The sequence below is a fragment of the Kocuria carniphila genome (assembly GCF_004136555.1).
Lineage (GTDB): Bacteria > Actinomycetota > Actinomycetes > Actinomycetales > Micrococcaceae > Kocuria > Kocuria carniphila.
The window spans coordinates 22,423-42,338 of the sequence record NZ_NOIT01000018.1 but is presented as its reverse complement, the minus strand read 5'-3'; the positions used below and the strand labels follow the sequence as shown (position 1 = coordinate 42,338).

The 19,916-nt window shown below is 63.2% G+C and carries 16 protein-coding genes; 2 read left to right on the top strand and 14 right to left on the bottom strand.

Annotation, left to right across the window (positions count from 1 at the left end; all coding sequences use genetic code 11):
• Positions 1–136: 136 nt before the first annotated feature.
• The 7 genes from EWV37_RS13195 to glmS form a co-directional block, all read right to left on the bottom strand.
• Positions 137–1,105 carry a bile acid:sodium symporter family protein gene (locus EWV37_RS13195; protein WP_165189431.1) on the bottom strand — a complete coding sequence of 323 codons (969 nt, stop codon included), beginning with the start codon at positions 1,103–1,105 and terminating at the stop codon, positions 137–139.
• Positions 1,106–1,354: 249 nt separating this feature from the next.
• A complete protein-coding gene (gene treZ, locus EWV37_RS13190; RefSeq protein WP_129702109.1) occupies positions 1,355–3,175 on the bottom strand; it encodes a malto-oligosyltrehalose trehalohydrolase in 1,821 nt (606 codons plus the stop codon).
• A 2-nt stretch (positions 3,176–3,177) separates the two neighbouring features.
• The gene (gene treY, locus EWV37_RS13185) at positions 3,178–5,541 is read right to left on the bottom strand and encodes a malto-oligosyltrehalose synthase (RefSeq protein WP_129702107.1); all 2,364 of its coding nucleotides are present in this window, start codon (positions 5,539–5,541) and stop codon (positions 3,178–3,180) included.
• A gap of 175 nt (positions 5,542–5,716) precedes the next feature.
• Complete coding sequence (gene glgX, locus EWV37_RS13180; protein WP_095796607.1) at positions 5,717–7,903, bottom strand: glycogen debranching protein GlgX; 2,187 nt, start codon at positions 7,901–7,903, stop codon at positions 5,717–5,719.
• Between the two features lie 97 nt (positions 7,904–8,000).
• Positions 8,001–9,656: an NAD(P)H-hydrate epimerase gene (locus EWV37_RS13175; RefSeq protein WP_095796606.1), complete on the bottom strand. Its 1,656-nt coding sequence runs from the start codon at positions 9,654–9,656 to the stop codon at positions 8,001–8,003.
• A complete protein-coding gene (locus EWV37_RS13170) occupies positions 9,649–10,020 on the bottom strand; it encodes a holo-ACP synthase (protein ID WP_095796605.1) in 372 nt (123 codons plus the stop codon). Before EWV37_RS13170 ends, EWV37_RS13175 begins: the two co-directional genes overlap by 8 nt.
• Before the next feature lie 101 nt (positions 10,021–10,121).
• A complete protein-coding gene (gene glmS / locus EWV37_RS13165) occupies positions 10,122–12,005 on the bottom strand; it encodes a glutamine--fructose-6-phosphate transaminase (isomerizing) (protein WP_129702105.1) in 1,884 nt (627 codons plus the stop codon).
• Between the two features lie 75 nt (positions 12,006–12,080).
• On the opposite strand from glmS, the gene coaA reads away from it, so the two are divergent.
• Both coaA and mscL read left to right on the top strand, forming a co-directional pair.
• A complete protein-coding gene (gene coaA, locus EWV37_RS13160) occupies positions 12,081–13,037 on the top strand; it encodes a type I pantothenate kinase (RefSeq protein ID WP_095796603.1) in 957 nt (318 codons plus the stop codon).
• 150 nt (positions 13,038–13,187) lie between these two features.
• On the top strand, positions 13,188–13,616 hold the full coding sequence (gene mscL / locus EWV37_RS13155) for a large conductance mechanosensitive channel protein MscL (protein WP_095796602.1): 429 nt from the start codon (positions 13,188–13,190) through the stop codon (positions 13,614–13,616).
• A gap of 87 nt (positions 13,617–13,703) precedes the next feature.
• Here the strand turns inward: mscL and glmM are convergent, their stop codons facing one another.
• From glmM to rplQ, 7 genes are all read right to left on the bottom strand, one after another.
• Positions 13,704–15,056: a phosphoglucosamine mutase gene (gene glmM, locus EWV37_RS13150; RefSeq protein WP_095796601.1), complete on the bottom strand. Its 1,353-nt coding sequence runs from the start codon at positions 15,054–15,056 to the stop codon at positions 13,704–13,706.
• Between the two features lie 48 nt (positions 15,057–15,104).
• Positions 15,105–16,157 carry a polyphosphate kinase 2 gene (gene ppk2, locus EWV37_RS13145; protein ID WP_202976221.1) on the bottom strand — a complete coding sequence of 351 codons (1,053 nt, stop codon included), beginning with the start codon at positions 16,155–16,157 and terminating at the stop codon, positions 15,105–15,107.
• A 342-nt stretch (positions 16,158–16,499) separates the two neighbouring features.
• Entirely contained in the window at positions 16,500–17,027 is a 528-nt protein-coding gene (rpsI, locus tag EWV37_RS13140) for a 30S ribosomal protein S9 (protein WP_016997081.1), read from the bottom strand.
• Positions 17,028–17,059: 32 nt separating this feature from the next.
• On the bottom strand, positions 17,060–17,503 hold the full coding sequence (gene rplM / locus EWV37_RS13135) for a 50S ribosomal protein L13 (RefSeq protein ID WP_016997080.1): 444 nt from the start codon (positions 17,501–17,503) through the stop codon (positions 17,060–17,062).
• Positions 17,504–17,793: 290 nt separating this feature from the next.
• Positions 17,794–18,057 carry a hypothetical protein gene (locus EWV37_RS13130; RefSeq protein ID WP_129702103.1) on the bottom strand — a complete coding sequence of 88 codons (264 nt, stop codon included), beginning with the start codon at positions 18,055–18,057 and terminating at the stop codon, positions 17,794–17,796.
• Between the two features lie 79 nt (positions 18,058–18,136).
• Positions 18,137–19,033 carry a tRNA pseudouridine synthase A gene (locus tag EWV37_RS13125; protein WP_129702101.1) on the bottom strand — a complete coding sequence of 299 codons (897 nt, stop codon included), beginning with the start codon at positions 19,031–19,033 and terminating at the stop codon, positions 18,137–18,139.
• Between the two features lie 67 nt (positions 19,034–19,100).
• On the bottom strand, positions 19,101–19,862 hold the full coding sequence (gene rplQ, locus EWV37_RS13120; RefSeq protein ID WP_129702099.1) for a 50S ribosomal protein L17, sunset domain variant: 762 nt from the start codon (positions 19,860–19,862) through the stop codon (positions 19,101–19,103).
• Positions 19,863–19,916: the final 54 nt, after the last annotated feature.

Genomic DNA, 19,916 nt, shown 5'->3' with positions numbered 1-19,916 from the left:
TCGGGTCCAGGCGGCGGGTTCATCCGATGTCTGCTCAATGGTGTTTGTTGCGAGTCATCCACCGCTTGTGACTGGAGTCACGTGATTGACGTCTCCCACAGAGTAAACATCTGATGTTTAGTCCGTCAAGAGCCCATTACGCGATTTTTTGCCGCTCTTTTTCCTGATTGGTCCGATGGTTATGGGAGTCCACCACGCCGAAACCCGTAGCCAGAAGCGCACCGGCCACGTTGTGCCAGATGGTGGCCACCGCTGAGGGCAGTGCGCTCATGGGTTCAAAGTTCTGATGACACAGCGCCGCAGCCAGTCCAGCGTTCTGCATACCCACTTCGACGCTGATTGCCCGGCGTTCGCGGTAGCCCAGTCGGGCCAACCTCGCCGCCGCCCAACCCAGGGCAAACCCGAAGGCGTTGTGCAGCACCACCGCCACAAAGACCATCCCCAGTGCGGACGCAAGAACCTGCGCGTTCGCGGCCATAATGCCCGCGATCACCACGGCCAGAGCGGCAATGGAGAGCCATGGGATCACGGAGCTGACGCGAGAAACCAGACGTTTTGCGACGATGCGAACGAGCACACCCAATAGCACGGGGATCAGAACAATGGTGAGGATCTGCTTGAGCATGGCGGCAAAGGAGACGTCCACGTAGCTACCGGCCAGCCACAGAATCAGCAGCGGTGTCATGAGGGGTGCGACCAGGGTCGAAACGGCCGTGGTGCACACGGACAATGCAACGTTGCCATTTGCCAGATAGGCCACGATGTTCGATGAAGCCCCGCCCGGTGCCGACCCCAGAACAACCATCCCGACAATCAGAATCGGGTCGAGCTGCAGAGCTACACCCACGCCCAATCCGGCCAGGGGCATGATGATGTACTGGGCAATCGCACCCAGGATCACCGCGTGGGGCTTGGTGGCAAGAATCTTCAGATCGGGTAAGGCAATGGTCATACCCATGAAGAACATGACCACTCCGAGCAGCGGCGTGATCGCCGGCCCGAGAGCCGAGGCTTGCTGATGGAACACCAAGCCGAGCAGGCCAGCGAGAATAATGATGAGAGGAAAGGCCAGCACGGACATGCTGGACCGAGAGAGGCGCGCCAAGGGAACTCCTGATTGAACAGGAGCAGACATCGGATGATTATGACGTGAGCCTGATCATACACACGCGGTGCGTGGATACCAGCTCATTGCGCACCGCCGGCGGAACATCGGATGACCTCATGATCACCCACCCCGAGCCAACCAAATACGTGAACGATCAGGTGCGCGTTTGCTTCGTTGAATTCAGAAACGGAAAAGCCGCGACAACCAGGAATCCGTCGATTCCGGTCGCCGCGGCTTTAGCCCTGCTCAGACGCGCAGCACGGCAGCGGTGTTGGGCGCCAGCGTGACCTTTCCGGGGGTGTCCAGCCCGGGCTCGACGCCGCTCGCAAACAGCACCTGGGGCGCGTCACCACCCATGAGGGGCAGCTCGCGTTCCTGGTCGGACAGGTTGATCGCGGTGACCACACCGTGCTCTGATTCGGGTTCGCTCATGCGCTTGAACACGAACCACTGCTCGTCGTCATTGGCCTGGGTGGCCATGGTGGCCCAGTCCTGGTTGGTCAGCTCGGGGGTGTTGCGGCGCAGCGCGATCAGGTCGCGATAGGCGGTGAAGATCCGTTCGTGATCGCCCTGGTGCACCTCGTCCCACTTGAGCTTGGAGCGCTCGAAGGTCTGCGGGTCCTGCGGATCCGGCACGGACGCGTGGTCCCATGCCATGGCCGCGAACTCAGCCTTACGGCCCTCGGCCACAGCCTTACCCAGCTCCGGTTCGGGGTGAGCCGTGAAGAACTGCCACGGTGTGCTCGCGCCGAATTCCTCGCCCATGAATAGCATGGGCGTGAACGGCTGGGTCATCAGCCATGTGGCTGCGCACAGTGCACGGTCAACGCTCATGGTGTGGTTCATCCGGTCACCGGCCGCGCGATTGCCCACCTGGTCGTGGTTCTGCAGGAACGTGACGAACTGCCACGGGGACACCTCGGACGGGTTGATTTCCCGACCGTGCGAACGCCCGCGGAACGTGGAGTACGTCCCGTTGTGGAAGTACGCGGTGTGCATGGTCTTCTCCAGGGCGTGCAGGGAATCGAAGTCCCCGTAGTACCCGTGGTTCTCCCCCGTGAAGGCCACGTGAGCGGCGTGGTGCACATCGTCCAGCCACTGAGCATCCATGCCCTGCCCGTGTTCCTCGGCGGGGATGATCATGCGCGGATCGTTGAGGTCTGATTCCGCAATCGTGAACTGGCCTTTACCCGTGCGCTCGGATTCTTCGGCCACTCGTTCTGCAATTTCCTGCAGGATGTGCTTGGCGCGGGTGTCCGCGAGCGCGTGCACGGCATCCAGGCGGAATCCGTCCACGTGATACTCGCGCAGCCACATGGTCACGTTGTCCAGGATGTATTCGCGCACCCCGTCCGAGCCCCAGTCGTCCAGGTTGATCAGGTCACCCCAGCTGGAGGCACCAGGCTTGAAGTAATCTGCGAACAACGGCAGATAGTTACCGCTGGGACCCAGGTGGTTGTAGACCACGTCCTGGATCACACCGATTCCCTTGGCATGGCAGGCATCTACGAAGCGCTGATAAGCCTCGGGGCCACCGTAGGATTCGTCCACGGTGTACCAGGCCACCCCGTCATAGCCCCAGTTGTGGTCGCCGTTGAAGCCGTTGACCGGCAAGAGCTCTACGTAATCCACGCCCAGGTCCGCCAGGTAGTCGAGCTTCTCGATGGCCGAGTCCAGCGTGCCCTCGGGTGTGAACGTGCCCGGGTGCAGTTCGTACAGCACGGAATCCTTGAGCAACGGAGGCCGCCAGGCGGCGTCGCTCCACTGGAATTCCTCCGGATCAAAGGTGCAGGACAGATCGTGCACACCCTGCGGCTGGCGCCGCGAGCGCGGATCCGGCAGCACGTCGGAGACAGAGGTGCGTTCCTTGTCCGTGCCCTCGTCGAAGACCTTGGTCAGCAAGTAGCCGTAACGCACGGTTCCCGACGCCGCCTGCTCACCTTCCGCGAGCGTCCACCACCCGGGTCGCTCGGCCAAGCCCTCCATGGGGTGGTCGACGCCCTCCACGCGGACGGTGACTTCGCGGGCGTGGGGTGCCCACACGTCGAAACGATGATCGTTGGTCATGCTCAGCGGTCCTTTCGGCGCAGCAACGCCACGGGATAGATGTCAAGGAGTTCGGCGAGCTGTACGCCGCCGGTCGAGGTAAAGGTGCGGCGGGTCAGGATGTCTTCCCAATCGCCGTCGCTCAGGTTCACAGTTTCGTCCGTCCAACCGCCGGCCTTGGTCAGACCCACGGGGAAGCGCGTCACCACGGTGGCCGCGCCTCCGCGGTCGAAACCCAACGCGTGATCGGCCAGGGCACCAGTGATCTTGAGCGGTTCGTAGCCGGTGAACAACTCGGGGTGTTCACGGCGCAGTCGCAGCGCCCGGGAGGTCAGCAGCATGCGGGCGGCACCGGTCTCGTCCACCGACGGCGAGCCGCCGTCAGTACCCGGAAGTCCTGAGTCCAGAGCGGTGAGCAATTCATCGCGAACTTCGAAGTCCACGGGACGCCGGTTGTCCGGGTCCACCAGGGACGGCTCCCACAGCTCCTGTCCCTGGTACACGTCCGGCACGCCCGGCAGGGTCAACTGCAGGGCGGTCGCCGCCATGCCGTTGGACCAGCCCGGGGCGGTGGCGCGCTCCACGAAACCCTCCACGATGCCCCTGGCTCGCGGGTTGGTGAAGACGAAATCGATGAAGCGGGTCAGTTCCTTCTCGAACTCCTCGTCACCATCCACCCACGCCGTGGACACGGAAGCTTCACGCACGGCCTTCATCGCGTAGTCCACCGCACGGTCACGCTCGAGCGGCCACGCACCCACGATGGCCTGCAGTACAAGGTTGATTGCCGGGCCGTCCTGCAGGGAAATCCCCGCGTCGCGGGCTCGCGAGTACAAGGTGGCGAGCACCTCGGACCAGGCCTTGGCCGATTCGGACAGCACCGTGATACGAGCGCGGACCGAGGCCGAGCGCTTGGTGTCGTGCGTGGTCAGAGCATTCATGGTGTCCGGGGATTCCCGCTGCCGCTGCGCGGCCAGCTCGTGGAATTCGGCTGGTGTCAGTGAGAACACGGAGGGATCACCGCCCACTTCCGTCAGGGACGTCAGTTTGGTGAACCGGTAGAACGCGGTGTCCTCCACGCCCTTGGCCATGATCATGCCGGAGGTCTGCTGGAAACGCTTTGCAACCTCGGTCATTTCCTCCACCGACGCCGCTGCGTCACCCAACACTGCGGCGAGATCGTCGATCACGGCGCTCAGTTCCGGGCGGGCCTTCTTCGCGGCAGCCACGGCTTCGCGTTGATAGTCGACGCCGAACGGCAAGTAGGTGCGGTACACCGGGAAGTTCGCGAGGATTTCCGCGAGGCCGTCGTAGGCCTGTTCGTCCGAATGTCCGAAGTTCTCGGGGAGGTTGCGCACCAGTCGGTGCACCTCGGCGGCCAGACCCACATCGGCCATGCGGCGCTTGGTGTCGTGGATCAGTTCTTCCCACCGCACGGGGTCGCCTTCGCGCAGCTTGGTGTCCAGGGAGGCCAACTCGTAGTGGCCCTCCGGGTTGGTCAGCACGCGGTCGATCCAGCCGAGCGAGTCGTAGCCCGTGGTGCCCGCGGTCTTCCACTGCTGCGGCAGCGACTCTCCGGGTTCCAGGATCTTCTCGACCGTCGTCCAGGCACCGCCGGTGACATCCGCGAGCTTCTCGAGGTAGTCCTCGGGGTCGCGCACGCCGTCCGGGTGGTCGATACGCATGCCGTCCACGAGCTTCTCGTCGAACCAGCGGCGCACCTCCACGTGGGACTCGTCGAATACCTTCTGGTCTTCCACGCGCACGCCGGCCAGCGTGGTGACCGTGAAGAACCGGCGGTAATTCAGCTCCGAATCACCGCGGTGCCAGTTCACCAGTTCGTAGTTCTGCTTGGCGTGCGCTTCCTGCGGCGAATCGCCCTCTTGATAGCTGCCCTCCGCCAGCGGGTACACGTTCTCGTAATAACGCAGGGCGCCGTCCTCGACGGTCAGCGCGGAGAGGTCTTCGTCCCCGTCACCCAAGACCGGAATCAGGAGCTTGCCATGACCTGCGTCCCAATCCACGTCGAAGGAATCAGCGTGCGGGCTGTTCTTGCCGTCCTTGAGCAGCGACCACCACCACGGGTTCTCCTGCGGTACGGCCACACCCTGGTGATTGGGAACGATGTCCACCACCACGCCCATTCCGGCGTCTCGGGCGGCCGCCGAGAGCGCGGCCAGGCCATCCGCTCCCCCGCGTTCGGGATCGATTTCGGTCGGATCGGTTACGTCGTAACCGTGATCCGAGCCGCTCGTGGCACGCAGGATGGGCGAAAGATAGACCCAATCCGCGCCCAGGCGCTTCAAGTACGGGACGAGTTCCGCCGCGCGGAACAGGTCCTGCTGTGAGGTGATTTGCAACCGGTACGTTGAGGTGGGAGTCAGCACCCTTCCAGTCTTGTCGCTCACGCCCCGCAATGCCAGCCACTCCGCCACGAGCGAGAACGAGTCGTGGACAGGGTGCGCGACCGTTAACGCAACCGCCGACGCCGCCCGGTACCGGGCGGCGTCGGCGGTTGTGTCCGGCGCGCCCTCGGTCAGGGCGCGCTCACTCTGCGAATTGCTACTGAGCCTGGGGTGCTTGGGCGTAAGCGGCCACCGAAGCGGCCACGGACGCGTCCGGCTCTTCCTCGGGAGCTTCCCACGCGCGCAGGACCACGGTGGACTTACCGGCCAGCGTGATCTGCGTGGAGTGATCACGGATCTCGCCGTCACCGTGCTCGCCGGCCGTGTCCAGGATCTCTTCCCACTTCTCGCCGTAGTTGGCTGCGGGCAACGTGAACTCTACTTCCTCGGGAGCCGAGTTGAAGTAGACGATGAAGTTGACGTCCACGATCTGGCGGCCGCGCATATCCTCGCCCGCAATGCCCTGACCGTTGAGCCACATACCCATGGAGCGGGTCAGCGGTTCGTCCCAGTCCTTCGGCACCATGGGGGTGCCGTCAGCGTTGAGCCACGCAATGTCCGGCATGGGATCTTCGTCCGAGCGCTCACCCATGTCCACGGGGCGACCGTCGAAGAACTGCGAACGGCGGAACGTGGGGTGGTTCTGGCGCAGGTGCGTGATCGCTGCGGTGAACTCGATCAACGGGCCGTCCATGCGCTCCCAGTTGATCCATGACAGCTCGTTGTCCTGACAGTACGTGTTGTTGTTGCCGTCCTGAGTGCGGCCCAGCTCGTCGCCGTGCAGCAGCATGGGCGTGCCCTGGGACAACAGCAACGTGGTCAGGAAGTTGCGCTGCTGGCGGGCGCGCAAGGCCAAGACATTGGGATCGTCCGTGGGGCCCTCCTCACCGCAATTCCAGGAACGGTTGTGGGACTCGCCGTCATTGTTGCCCTCGCCGTTGGCATCGTTGTGCTTCTCGTTGTAGGACACGAGATCGCGCAGTGTGAAGCCATCGTGAGCGGTCACAAAGTTGACGGACGCGAACGGACGGCGGCCACTGTTCTCGTAAAGATCCGCGGAACCGGTGATACGGGAGGCGAACTCGCCCAGGGTTGCGGGCTCACCGCGCCAGAAGTCACGCACGGTGTCGCGGTACTTACCGTTCCACTCGGTCCACTGCGGCGGGAAGTTACCCACCTGGTAGCCGCCGGGGCCGATGTCCCACGGCTCGGCAATGAGCTTGACCTGCGAAACAATCGGGTCCTGCTGCACGAGCTCGAAGAACGTGGAGAGCTTGTCCACATCGTAGAACTCACGGGCCAGGGTCGCGGCCAGGTCGAAGCGGAAACCGTCCACGTGCATCTCGGTCACCCAGTAACGCAGCGAATCCATGATCAGCTGCAACGAGTGCGGGTGGCGCACGTTCAAGGAGTTACCGGTGCCGGTGTAGTCCATGTAGAACTTGTGGTCGTCGTCAACGGTGCGGTAGTACGCGTTGTTGTCGATGCCCTTCATGGACAGCGTGGGACCCATGTGGTTGCCCTCGGCGGTGTGGTTGTAGACCACGTCCAGGATCACTTCGATGTCGGCCTGGTGCAGTGCCCGCACCATGGCCTTGAACTCCTGCACCTGGCTGCCCAGGTGAGAGGCCGAGCTGTACTCGTTGTGGGGGGCGAAGAACGCAATGGTGTTGTAACCCCAGTAGTTACGCAGACCCTGATCCAACAGCGTGGAGTCCTGCACGAACTGGTGCACGGGCATGAGCTCAATGGCGGTCACGCCGAGCTTCTGCAGGTGTTCGATGACCGAGGGGTGTGCCACGCCCGCGTACGTGCCGCGCTGCTCATCCGGAACGTCCGGGTGCTGCATGGTCAGGCCCTTGACGTGGGCTTCGTAGATCACGGACTTGTGGTACGGGGTGTGCGGGGTGCGGTCACCCTCCCAGTCGAAGAACGGGTTGATCACCACGCCCTTCATCATGTGCTCGGCGGAGTCCTGATCGTTGTAGGAGTCCTCATCGCCAAAGTGGTAAGAGAACATGGACTCGTCCCAGTCCATGCCGCCTTCGACGGCCTTGGCATAAGGGTCGAGCAACAATTTGTTGGGATTGCAGCGCAGACCCTGGGAAGGATCCCACGGGCCGTGCACGCGATAGCCGTAGCGCTGACCGGGCTGCACCTGGGGGAGGTAGCAATGCCACACGTAGCTGTCCACGGCGGTGACGTCCACGCGGGTTTCCTGGCCGTCCTCGTCGAACAGGCACAGCTCCACTTTTTCGGCCACTTCCGAGAAGAGGGCGAAATTGGTGCCTGTGCCGTCGAACGTGGCGCCTAACGGATAGGCGTGACCGGGCCAAACTTCCATGGGGTTGTCTCCTAGAGATTGATGTCATGGCGAACGACGTTGCGTACGCGCGGGCGCGTTGGGACGTCATTGGCCAACACCCAAGAATAGCGGGTACTTACTGTCGCGTTGTGCGTAATACCTTGCGCACGTTGGCCGCCAACACCGTGGGAGGCACCGGGCCCTCTCCGTCCACGCGCGAGGCGAGCGCGTGCACACCGGCTCCGAGGGCGGCTGCGGCGGCCCAACGGCCGTCCTCGCGGGCCCACGCGCCCAGGTTGCGGAGGGCATCCGGGTGCTCGGCCACGTGAGCCACCACGGTGCCCAGAATTCCGGCGAGCGTGTCGCCCGAACCCGCAGTGGCCAGCCATGGACTGGCTTGCCCGATGCTCAAGCACACTTGCTCGACCCCGTCCTCGTCGGAGCCGGGTGACGCGATGATGGTGGTGGCGCCCTTGAGAAGAACCGTGGCACCGGTCAGCCGCGCCGCCTCGCGTGCCCAATGAACGGGTGCTGCTTCGATGCGGTCGCGGTCCGGGGCATCATCCGTGACACCGAACCCTTTGAGCCATTCGAAGACCTGCTCCAATTCCCCCGCATGCGGGGTCAGAATCTTCTGAGCCCCGAGCCGCCCGTCCGCGACAGCCTGTGCCGCTGGGGTGAGGGCACCGGCATCGAGAACGGCGGGCTCCGGGGACTCGATCACGGCCTGAACGCGTGCGGATTGGCTTTCATCGTCCGCGACACCGGGTCCCGCCAGCCATGCCTGGACGTGCACGTCCCAGGGCTGATCGTCCGAACACACAACCTCGGGGCTCTGGGCCAACACCATGCCGCGGGTGGTGGCGTCACCCAGGAAACGAATCATGCCCGCGCCGGAGTTCACCGCGGCGTTGGTGGACATGATGGCCGCACCCGGATAACTCGGGGTACCCGCCACCACACCCAGCACCCCGCGCGTGTACTTGGTGTCCGTGGGAGTGGGACGGGGCCAAGCCTTGAGAATGTCCCTGGCTTCGAGCCGGAAGACCGAGGGGTCTTCCAAGCGCTCCTCAATCCCAATGGGTATGACCGTCAGCTGACCGGAGACCTGCTCCCCCGGAGCCACCACGTGGGCCACCTTGGCCGCGCCGAACGTCACGGTGGCGTGAGCCTTCAACACCGGCTCGGGAGCCTCCCCGGTATCGGCATCCACACCGGACACCACGTCGCACGCGACGATGCGAGGACCCGTGGGGCTGGTGCGTTGAAAGGCGTTGAAATCCTGAACGAGTGCAGCGACCTCGCCCCGCAGACCGCCCGAGGCGCCGGTGCCGAGCACGGCGTCAACCACGAGGTGCGCGGACGTCAGTTTGGACAGGGCCTGACCACGATCCACGGTGTGAAATCCGGCGATCGATGCATCGGGCTCCGCATTCGGGTCGCTTGCCTCGTCCTGCCCTTCGAGTCGAACCACGGATCCGCCCAGCGCGCGCAGTGCCTTGAGCCCCTGCGGATGAGCCTTGGACCCGGTCAGAATTGCAGTCACCATCACGCCCGCACGGCGTAGGAACGATCCCGCCCATAAACCGTCTCCACCGTTGTTGCCGGAGCCCACCAGGATGATGGCTGTGGTGCCGGACAGCAAGCCCTTGCGATTGGCGCGGCGTAGATGTGTTTCGCAGACCCGGGACAGCCCCAGTGCGGCTCGGCGCATCAGGATGTCCCCGTACCCCGCATCGAGCAGGGGTTGTTCGGCAGCGCGTACGCTGGCGCCGGTGTATGCGTCAATCACTTCTGGGACCTCCCGATCCTTCGGCCACAACGAATGCCACGGCCATCCCGCCGTCATGGGAAATCGTCACGTGCCACGACTCCACGCCCCGGCGTTCGGCCACTTCTGCCACCGTACCCGTGGTGTGTAAACGGGGCGCACCGTGTTCGTCATTGGTGATCCAGCAGTCCTGCCAGATCATTCCGGGCGGAGCCAGCAGCGCCTTGGCCGCGGCTTCCTTGACGGCGAACCGCGCGGCGAGCGAGTTCAGGGAAAGGTCGCGCTCGTGTTCCACGAACAAGCGTTCCCGCAACCGAGGCGTCCGCTCCAGCTGCCTCTTGAACCGTTCCACGTCCACGATGTCCACGCCCGTTCCCACGATCATGCCCGCCAGCCTACCCGCGGGTGCGGACACGAATAACGACGGCGGGTGCCCACCGAAAATTCGGTGGGCACCCGCCGTCGGCGATGCGTGGGACGAGAGTCTTACTCGACGGTCACGGACTTGGCGAGGTTACGCGGCTGGTCCACGTCGTAGCCCTTGGCCGTGGAAAGCTCCGCAGCGAAAATCTGCAACGGCACGGTGGCCAGCAACGGCTGGAGCAGCGTGGGTGCCTCGGGCACGTAGAAGATGTGATTGGCGAAGTCCTTGACGGCCTCGTCACCTTCTTCCGCAATCACGATCGTCACGGCACCGCGAGCGCGGATCTCCTGAATGTTGGAGACCACCTTAGCGTGCAGCGAATCGCGGCCCTTGGGAGAGGGAACGATCACGAACACGGGCTGGCCCTCATCGATCAGAGCGATGGGGCCGTGCTTGAGTTCACCGGCGGCAAAGCCCTCGGCGTGAATGTACGCAATCTCCTTGAGCTTGAGCGCACCCTCCATGGCCACGGGGAATCCCACGTGACGGCCCAGGAACAGCACGGACGACGCGTCCTTCATGGCCTGTGCCAGATCCTTGACGTCGCCCTCGATCTCGTCGAGCACACGCTGGATCTTGGCGGGCATGGCCTCCAGCTCGGTGAGCATGGTGGCGATCTCGTCCTTGAACTTGTTGCCGCGCAGCTGTGCCAGGTACAGCCCTAACAAGTAGGCCGCGGTGATCTGCGCAAGGAACGCCTTGGTGGAGGCCACTGCGATCTCGGGACCGGCGTGCGTGTAGAGCACGGCGTCCGCTTCGCGGGGAATCGTGGAACCGTTGGTGTTGCAAATGGCAACCACCTTGGCGCCCTGTTCCTGCGCGTGCCGCACGGCCATGAGGGTATCCATGGTCTCTCCGGACTGGGACACGGCCACGACCAGGGTCTTCTCATTGACAATGGGGTCGCGGTAACGGAACTCGTGGGCCAATTCCACTTCGGTGGGAATCCGGCACCAGTGCTCAATGGCGTAACGAGCGACCTGACCGGCGTAGGACGCCGTGCCGCAGGCGATCACCACGATCTTGTCGATCGAGCGCAGAACGGTTTCGTCAATCTTGATTTCGTCCAGGGTCAAGCGACCGGACTCGTCCAGGCGGCCCAACAGGGTCTGCTCCACGGCGGAAGGCTGATCGTGGATCTCCTTCTCCATGAAGGACGGGTAGCCGTCCTTCTCCGCTGCGGCGGCATCCCATTTGATGTCAAAGGGCTTACCCTCCGCCGGGTTGCCGTTGAAGTCCACGATCTTGTAGTCATCGGCGGTGATGGTGACGATTTGGTCCTGCCCCATCTCCACAGCCTTCTTGGTGTAGTCGATGAAACCGGAGACGTCAGAGCCCAGGAAGTTCTCGCCCTCGCCCAGGCCGATGACCAACGGGGAGTTACGGCGGGATGCCACCACGCGGTCCGGGTGATCGGCATGCACAGCCAGCAGGGTGAACGCGCCTTCCAGACGACGGCTCGTGTCCTGCATGGCCACGGTCAGGTCCTTGGAGTCGGCGGGCTGCGCGTTGTAGGTGCGAGCCAACAGCACCGCGGCGACCTCGGTGTCGGTCTCGGACACGAAAGTCTCGCCCTCGGCGGCCAGCTCACGCTTGATTTCATTGAAGTTCTCGATGATGCCGTTGTGGATCATGGCGAGCTTGCCGCCGTCCACCACGTGCGGGTGCGCGTTGACGTCCGACGGTCCACCGTGGGTGGCCCACCGGGTATGACCGATGCCGATCTGGGAATCCGGCAGCGGATCGGCCTCCAGCTCGGCCAGAAGGTTGGTCAGCTTGCCAGCCTTCTTGCGGTAATCCACTTTGCCGTCCGCGATGACAGCGACGCCGGCGGAGTCATATCCACGGTATTCGAGGCGACGCAAACCCTCGAGAATCACGTCCAACGCGTTGTGTCCACCGGCTTTGACGTCCGGGGATCCTACATAGCCCACAATTCCACACATGCGGAGAACTCTACCGGAAACCACCCGCGTCACTGCTGTTACCTGCCACACCACCGGCCATAGACTGGTCTGAACATGAGCACACAGTCACTGACTCATCGCGCATCCCCGTTTGTGGAGCTGGACCGACAGACGTGGTCGCGCTTGTCGCACGAAATAGACGTGCCCCTTACCGCGCAGGAAATCGAGAACCTGCGCGGTCTTGGTGACCGCCTGGATGTGGATGAGGTGCGTGAGGTCTACCTCCCCCTTTCCCGTTTGCTCACGCTCTATGACGCCTCCGCGAATCACCTCAACTCGGAGACCAACGCCTTCCTGGGTGAGGATCACGCACGAACCCCTTTCGTCATTGGCATCGCGGGTTCCGTGGCGGCCGGTAAATCGACGACTGCGCGCTTGTTGCGTGAAATGCTCTCGCGCTGGCCGTCCACCCCCAACGTCCAATTGGTTACCACGGACGGGTTCCTCTACCCGAATGCGGAGCTGGTCCGTCGCGGGCTCATGGATCGCAAGGGGTTCCCGGAGTCCTACGATCGCCGTGCGCTGTTGCGTTTCATGTCCGAGATCAAATCCGGCGCACCCGAGGTGCGGGCGCCCAAATACTCACACACCACCTACGACATCCTCCCGGACGAGGAGATCGTGGTGACCAAACCCGACGTCGTGATCGTGGAAGGCCTGAACGTGCTCGCGCCCGCCAAGCTGAGCCCGGGAAACCGTGCGGCCCTGGCACTGAGCGACTTCTTCGACTTCAGTATTTACGTGGACGCACGCACCAGTGACATCGAGCACTGGTACGTTGAGCGATTCCAGGCGTTGCGCAGCTCAGCGTTCGCGAATCCTCAGTCCTACTTCCACCGCTACGCCAACCTCACGGACGCCGAGGCCGTAGAAGTGGCCACGGATATTTGGCGACGCATCAACGAACCCAACTTGGAACAGAATGTTCGCCCTACCCGGGGACGGGCGCGACTCATACTTTCCAAGGACCAAGATCACAAGACCAGACGCGTGCTACTTCGAAAGAATTGATACCTTTCGATGACTAATTCATGACTTGTCACTAGTGCGTATACCAATAATGCGGGAATTAGCAAGGTAGCTTTCTAATTTAAGTGTGATGTTGGATAACTTTGCTCTTTTTTGTTTCCTGTTGGCCAGCGGTCTGGGTAATCTATCGCCATGCTTAATGGTTTCAAAGAATTCATCATGAAGGGCAATGTCCTCGACCTTGCCGTCGCCGTCATCATCGGCGCTGCCTTCGGCCAGATCGTCAACGCTCTGGTTGAATCCGTCCTCATGCCCGCCATCTCCGGCATTGTGGGCTCTCCCAACTTCGACAATTTCGCGCTGGTCACCTTCAACGGCAACGACATCAAGTTCGGTGTCCTGCTGACCGCCATCGTCAACTTCCTGCTGATCGCAGCCGCTGTCTACTTCGCCATCGTCCTGCCGATGAACAAGATGATCGAGGCTCGCAACCGTCGCCTGGGCATCGACCCCGCCGCCGAGGAAGCCGATCCCAACACCCTGCTGCTCACTGAAATCCGCGACGCACTGGTTGCAGGCAAGGGTGGCACCGTGGACGGCCCCGGTTCCAAGACCCTGTAATTCTTTCCAACTATCCCGACTACTGCTGAGGCCCCGCTTCCAGAAGGAAGCGGGGCCTCAGTAGTTAAAAAGCGAACCGGAACCGGATCAGCTCAGGCGAAGGTGCTGCTCCACGATCTTCACTAGTGCCTCGGCTTCATGTCGGGCCTGCTCGTGACTGGCGGCCTCGACCATGACACGCACCACCGGTTCGGTACCGGACGGGCGCAATAGGACACGCCCTTCTCCGCCAAGGCGCTCCTCGGTCTCCGCCACTGCGGCAAGTACCTCGGGGTGAGTCTTGGCAGCGGCCTTGTCCACGTTGGCCACATTGATCATCGTCTGCGGCATGCGGGTCATGACGGAGGCCAATTCGGACAGCGGCATTCCGGTCTGCGCAACGCGTGAAGCCAACATCAGGCCGGTCAGCAGACCGTCACCGGTCGTGGCGTAATCGGCCATGATCACGTGACCCGACTGCTCGCCACCCAGGTTGTAACCGTTGGCGACCATGGATTCCAGGACGTACCGGTCACCCACCGCTGCTCGTTCCAGGCGGATGCCCTGCTCTTCGAGTGCCAGCTGCAGACCCAGGTTGCTCATGACCGTGGCCACCAGGGTGTCCTGGTTGAGCTTGCCTGCGTCCTTCATGGCCATTGCAAGGATGCACATGATCTGGTCGCCGTCCACCTCGGTACCGGTGTGGTCCACGGCCAGGCAGCGATCGGCGTCGCCGTCGTGGGCGATGCCGAGATCCGCGCCGTACTTGATGACCGCTTCCTTGAGTGGCCCCAGGTGGGTGGAGCCCACGCCGTCATTGATGTTGAGGCCGTCCGGCTGGGCGCCGATCACGTGAATATTGGCACCGGCGTCGCGGAAGGCATCCGGCGAGGAACCGGATGCCGCGCCGTGGGCACAGTCCAGAACCACCGTGAGACCGTCGAGACGCTGCGGAATCGCGCCGACCAGGTGCAGGATGTAGCGGTCCTCGGCGTCCGAGAGCCGGTTGATGCGGCCGACTTGAGCACCCGTGGGGCGCAGGAACTCGCGCTTCTCGTAGACTTCCTGGATTTTGTCCTCGATGGAGTCCGGCAGTTTCTTACCCCCGTGGGCAAGGAACTTGATGCCGTTGTCCGGAGCGGGGTTGTGGGATGCGGAGATCATGACACCGAAATCGGCGTCGATGTCCGCCACGAGGTACGCCGTGGCCGGAGTGGGAATCACCCCGGCGTCGTAGACGTCCACGCCGGAGCTCGCCAGACCGGCGGTGACCGCCGCCCCGATGAACTCGCCGCTCGCGCGACCGTCCCGTGCGACCACGGCTCGAGGTCGGACGCCGGGCTTGGCGTGCCCGTGGCCCAACACGATCGCGGCTGCTTGAGACAGCTCCATTGCAAGGTCAGCTGTGAGGAGGCCGTTCGCGAGTCCGCGAATGCCGTCCGTTCCAAAAATTCTAGACATCGCCTGTCATCCTACGACGTGCCACGCGAGAACCGCGAAGCGCATCGACTAGTCGTTGCCGGGTCGGACTACCGGAAACCCGTCCGGGTTGACTCCGTTGTCGTCCATGACGTCGTTGGAACCGCCCACGATCTTGGGGTCGGGCGTGCCCACTACGGAGTGGTCCTTATTCGGGTAGTCGAACTGGGACAGGACGTGGCGCATGGCTTCCAGGCGGGCGCGCTTCTTGTCGTTGGACTTGATCACGGTCCAGGGAGCGTCCCCGGTATCCGTGTAGAAGAACATGGCTTCCTTGGCCTCCGTGTAGTCATCCCACTTGTCCAGGGATGCCACGTCGGTCGGTGACAGCTTCCACTGACGCACGGGATCCGTACGACGAGCCTGGAAACGAGCCAACTGCTCGGCACGGGTCACCGAGAACCAGAACTTGATCAGGTGGGTGTCTGAGTTCACCAGCATGCGCTCGAACTCGGGGGCCTGACGCATGAATTCGTAATACTGCTGCGACGTGCAGTAACCCATCACGCGCTCCACGCCGGCACGGTTGTACCACGAACGGTCCATCAGCACGATTTCGCCACCGGAGGGCAGGTGCTTGATGTAACGCTGGAAGTACCACTGGGTCTGCTCGATGTCGGTGGGCTTCTCGAGCGCCACCACGCGAGCACCACGTGGGTTGAGGTGCTCGGTGAAGCGCTTGATCGAACCACCCTTGCCCGCGGCATCGCGGCCTTCAAAAATGATCAGCAGCTTCTGACCTGTTTCCTTGATCCAGAGCTGAAGTTTGAGGAGCTCGATCTGCAGAGCACGCTTGGTCTTCTCGTACTCCTTGCGGCTCATCTTCTCGTCGTACGGGTAGCCGCGCTTCCACGCATCGGAGCGGGACAGTCCGGCATCGTCGTGGAGCTTGCGGCCGAGTTCCGCAATCTCGTCCAGCTCAGCCGCGTAATCCTCGACCACGGAGATGCGGTGGTGCTCTTCCTGGTCGATCTCGCTCGTCACGACATCCTTTTCCTGGGCGAGTTCCTCAGCGACGGCCTTCTTGTCCTGGTCCTTCTTCGCCGAAGTCTTGCTCTGGTTCTGGTCCGCTTGCGTGCTCATCCGGGCCCTCTCGTGGATTCGGGTGCGGAGCCACTGTGCTCCGCGTCCCATTTTACGCCCCATTTGCTTCTTGTTCGGGTCGCGTTGGCCGGTTGCGCGGGCACGAGTCGCCGACGCCGCTCCCCCACCACGTACGCGCTAGGCCACTTGAGACGCGAAACCGCCATATGTGCCATTAGAACCTTGCCGCGCACATTGTGCGCCGTTAGAACCCTTCTACAGCTGCGCAAGGGCTCTACCGAAACATGAGATGCCTGCAAGGGCTGTAGCGACACTTAAAACGAAGCGGGCCCCGCGCTTCGGCAAAAGCCGAAATGCGGGACCCGGTTCGTAAACGCTGGATTAGCGCTTGGAGTACTGCGGAGCCTTGCGGGCCTTCTTGAGGCCTGCCTTCTTGCGCTCGATGACGCGGGCGTCACGAGTCAGGAAGCCGGCCTTCTTGAGTGCCGGGCGGTTGTGCTCCAAGTCAATCTCGTTCAGTGCACGGGCGATGCCGAGACGCATGGCACCGGCCTGGCCCGAGGGGCCACCACCGGAGATGCGAGCGGTCACGTCGTAAGCGCCTTCGAGGTCCAGCAGACGGAACGGATCGTTCACTTCCTGCTGGTGGAGCTTGTTCGGGAAGTACTCGGCCAGTTCGCGGCCGTTGACGATCCACTTGCCGGACCCGGGGACCAGGCGCACGCGGGCGATGGCCTGCTTGCGACGGCCGACAGCCTGACCGGAAACGGTGAGGGGTGCGCGCTCGGAAGCGGGGGCACCACCTTCGACGGGGCCGGTGGATTCCGAGGTGTAGCTGCTCAGCTCCTCGGTGCCGTCAGCACCTTCGACAATCTCGGTAACTTCTACTTCTTCAGTATTCTGAGCCACGATTCTCCTTGTTGTGCTCTCGTTGGCCCGAATTACTGGGCGACCTGGGTGAATTCGTAGGGCTTGGGCTGCTGTGCCGAGTGCGGGTGCTCGGGGCCTGCGTAGACCTTCAGCTTGGAAAGCTGCTGAGCGGCCAGCTTGTTCTTGGGCAGCATGCCCTTGATGGCCTTTTCCACTGCACGGGTGGGGTTCTTTTCCAGCAACTCTGCGTAGTTGGTGGACTTGAGACCGCCCGGGTAACCGGAGTGGCGGTAGGCACGCTTCTGTTCCAGCTTGGCGCCGGTCAGTGCGACCTTTTCTGCGTTGATGATGATGACGAAATCGCCCATGTCCACGTGGGGAGCGAAGGTCGGCTTGTGCTTCCCGCGCAGCAGTGTTGCGGTCTGGCTGGCAAGACGACCCAGGACTACGTCGGTGGCGTCGATGACGTGCCACTGACGCTGGACGTCACCGGGCTTCGGAGTGTACGTACGCACGTTGATCTGCCTTCGTTTGTCTACTGATGACACGAGAGACCGTGTCGGGTTGTTTCGCTGTGCTTCGGGGCCAGGGTGAGAGCCTGGCGGCATCCGCGCTCCCGCAACCCGGTGCACCAATCGGTCGTGCGCTCTGCAACATGAGCAACCGCTTTGGGTACACGTGACCGAGGCGGGCACGCACAACAGCAATCAATGTTACCGGAAGCTTCAAATCCGCGCCAATTAACGGATCCTCCGCGTTTCCACACACACGACGTCCGCCGACGGCGCGCTCCCACCTATCGCGGTCAGAATCCCGTCAGGGTCATCGCCAGGGGCAGTACCAAGGCCGCGATAATGCACAGGATCATGGGAAGGAAGCGCCGTGAGTTTCCTCCGGCGATAGCCCCGAGCAGGCCGAGGGGGAAAGAGAGCCAGGTGCCCGCGGAGTACCCCAGCAGGGCGAAACTCACGGCGGCCAGGCTAAGGAAGGCACACACCCACGCCACTTTCGGGGCGATGGGCCCGTCCCAGATGGGACTCGTCTGACGTTCTGAGGTTGCGCTGGTCATGAATGCCTCCGGGTCAGAGCCGCAAAGATGAGTGCTCTTCTACCGAGACTACGCGTTCAACCAGTCGGTAACCAGGGGTTCAGTCCTCCGGACGCTTGGCCCGAGTCTGTTCCGCACGGGCGGCCAGTTCGTGATCCGCGGGGTACTCGACGGATTCCAGAACCAACCCGTGCGGGGGTGCGAGCAACACGCGAGCGTCGCGCACGCGCGCCTCCAACCGCTCCCCCAACCAGTCCTGTTCGTAGCGCCCCTGGCCCACCCGTGTTGCGGCGCCCACCACGGAGCGGACCATGTGGTGGCAGAATGCGTCCGCCTGCAGCCGCACCGTCACAAGACCCGAAGCATCCCGTTCCACCGACGCGGATTGCAGTTCGCGAATCGTCGTTGCGCCCTCCCGCGGCTTGCAGAAACTCAGGAAGTCGTTCAGCCCCAGTAGATCGGTCACTGCGGCATTCATGGCAGGGACGTCGAGCTCCTCATTGACCCACCACGCAAAACCACGCGTGAGCGGATCGTGGCCGCTGGCGGCGTCGGAGATGCGATAGGCATAGCTACGCGACAACGCCGAGAACCTAGCGTCGAAACCGGCGGGTGCCAGAGCGGCGTCGTGAATCACCACGGCACCGAGGGCTGGTTGAAGACCCAGAACCGACCGGTCCTTACCGAGCACTCGATTGAGCGCACCGTTCAACCTGCGCACCAGAGCCGCCCCGGGGGCAACCTCCGCGCCACGCGTCACCGTCTCCCACGCATCGACCGGAACATCCACGTGAACGGTCTGACGGCGAGCATGCACACCCGTATCCGTGCGACCGGCCACCACGGTGCGCAACGGATGGCGCAGCACCAGCTCGAGCGCGGCCTCCACCGCTCCCTGCACCGTGGGCAGGGAAGGCTGCGCCGCCCACCCGCTGAACGGAGCGCCGTCGTAGGCCAAATCGATCCGCAGACGAACCAACTCACCCGACATGTTCATAACCTCCCGAAAAACGACGACGCCGCCGCAGGTTACCTGCGGCGGCGTCGATCAAGCAGCTACGTGCTTACTCGGAGATCTTCTGAGCGGCAGCGCCACCGGCCGGCTGGAAACCAGCGGCCTCGGCGTTGGCCGGGGAATCGAACCAGATCTCGGCGGTGGTACCGGAGTACCAGCGGGAGCCGGGAACGTGGTACTTCATGGAGTTCTTGTTGCCCTTGATGGAGAAGCCCTCGGGGGCTTCGCCGGACTCCAACGGTGCGTGTGAACCGGCGAACTCAGCGTCCTGGTTCTCGGCTGCGACCTCAGCTGCCTCTTCAGGGGTCTCGGGAGCCTGCTCTTCAGCGGGGATCTCCTGAGCCTTGACCTCTTCGGCAGTGGTATCAGCCGGGGTGTCGACCGGAGCAGCCGGGGCTGCAGCAGCCTTCTCGGTGGCCTTCTCGGCCTCGGCAACGGTGGACTTGGAAGCAACGGGCTCCATGACCAGCTCGATGACGGCCATGGGGGCGTTGTCGCCCTTGCGGTTACCGATCTTCGTGATACGGGTGTAACCACCGTCGCGGCCGTCCATGGCCGGAGCAATGGCGGTGAACAGCTCGTGCACGACGGACTTGTCGTTGAGCTGACGCATCACACGGCGGCGAGAAGCCAGGTCACCGCGCTTGGCGAAGGTGATCAGACGCTCGGCCACCGGGCGAAGGCGCTTGGCCTTGGTCACCGTGGTGGTGATGCGCTTGTGCTCGAACAGCTGCTGAGACATGTTCGAGAGCATCATGCGCTCGTGGGTAGGCCCGCCGCCGAGACGGGGTCCCTTGGTAGGGGTAGGCATAGTAGGTCTCCTGGTGGTCGGTCTCTCGCGTGGCTAGCAGGCTGCCTCGTGAGA

Coding starts and splice junctions, on each gene's coding strand:
- treZ (WP_129702109.1), bottom strand. CDS start 3,175: ATGACCAACGATCATCGTTTCGACGTGTGGGCACCCCACGCCCGCGAA.
- glgX (WP_095796607.1), bottom strand. CDS start 7,903: ATGGAAGTTTGGCCCGGTCACGCCTATCCGTTAGGCGCCACGTTCGAC.
- EWV37_RS13170 (WP_095796605.1), bottom strand. CDS start 10,020: ATGATCGTGGGAACGGGCGTGGACATCGTGGACGTGGAACGGTTCAAG.
- glmS (WP_129702105.1), bottom strand. CDS start 12,005: ATGTGTGGAATTGTGGGCTATGTAGGATCCCCGGACGTCAAAGCCGGT.
- coaA (WP_095796603.1), top strand. CDS start 12,081: ATGAGCACACAGTCACTGACTCATCGCGCATCCCCGTTTGTGGAGCTG.
- mscL (WP_095796602.1), top strand. CDS start 13,188: ATGCTTAATGGTTTCAAAGAATTCATCATGAAGGGCAATGTCCTCGAC.
- glmM (WP_095796601.1), bottom strand. CDS start 15,056: ATGTCTAGAATTTTTGGAACGGACGGCATTCGCGGACTCGCGAACGGC.
- ppk2 (WP_202976221.1), bottom strand. CDS start 16,157: ATGAGCACGCAAGCGGACCAGAACCAGAGCAAGACTTCGGCGAAGAAG.
- EWV37_RS13130 (WP_129702103.1), bottom strand. CDS start 18,057: ATGACCAGCGCAACCTCAGAACGTCAGACGAGTCCCATCTGGGACGGG.
- EWV37_RS13125 (WP_129702101.1), bottom strand. CDS start 19,033: ATGAACATGTCGGGTGAGTTGGTTCGTCTGCGGATCGATTTGGCCTAC.
- rplQ (WP_129702099.1), bottom strand. CDS start 19,862: ATGCCTACCCCTACCAAGGGACCCCGTCTCGGCGGCGGGCCTACCCAC.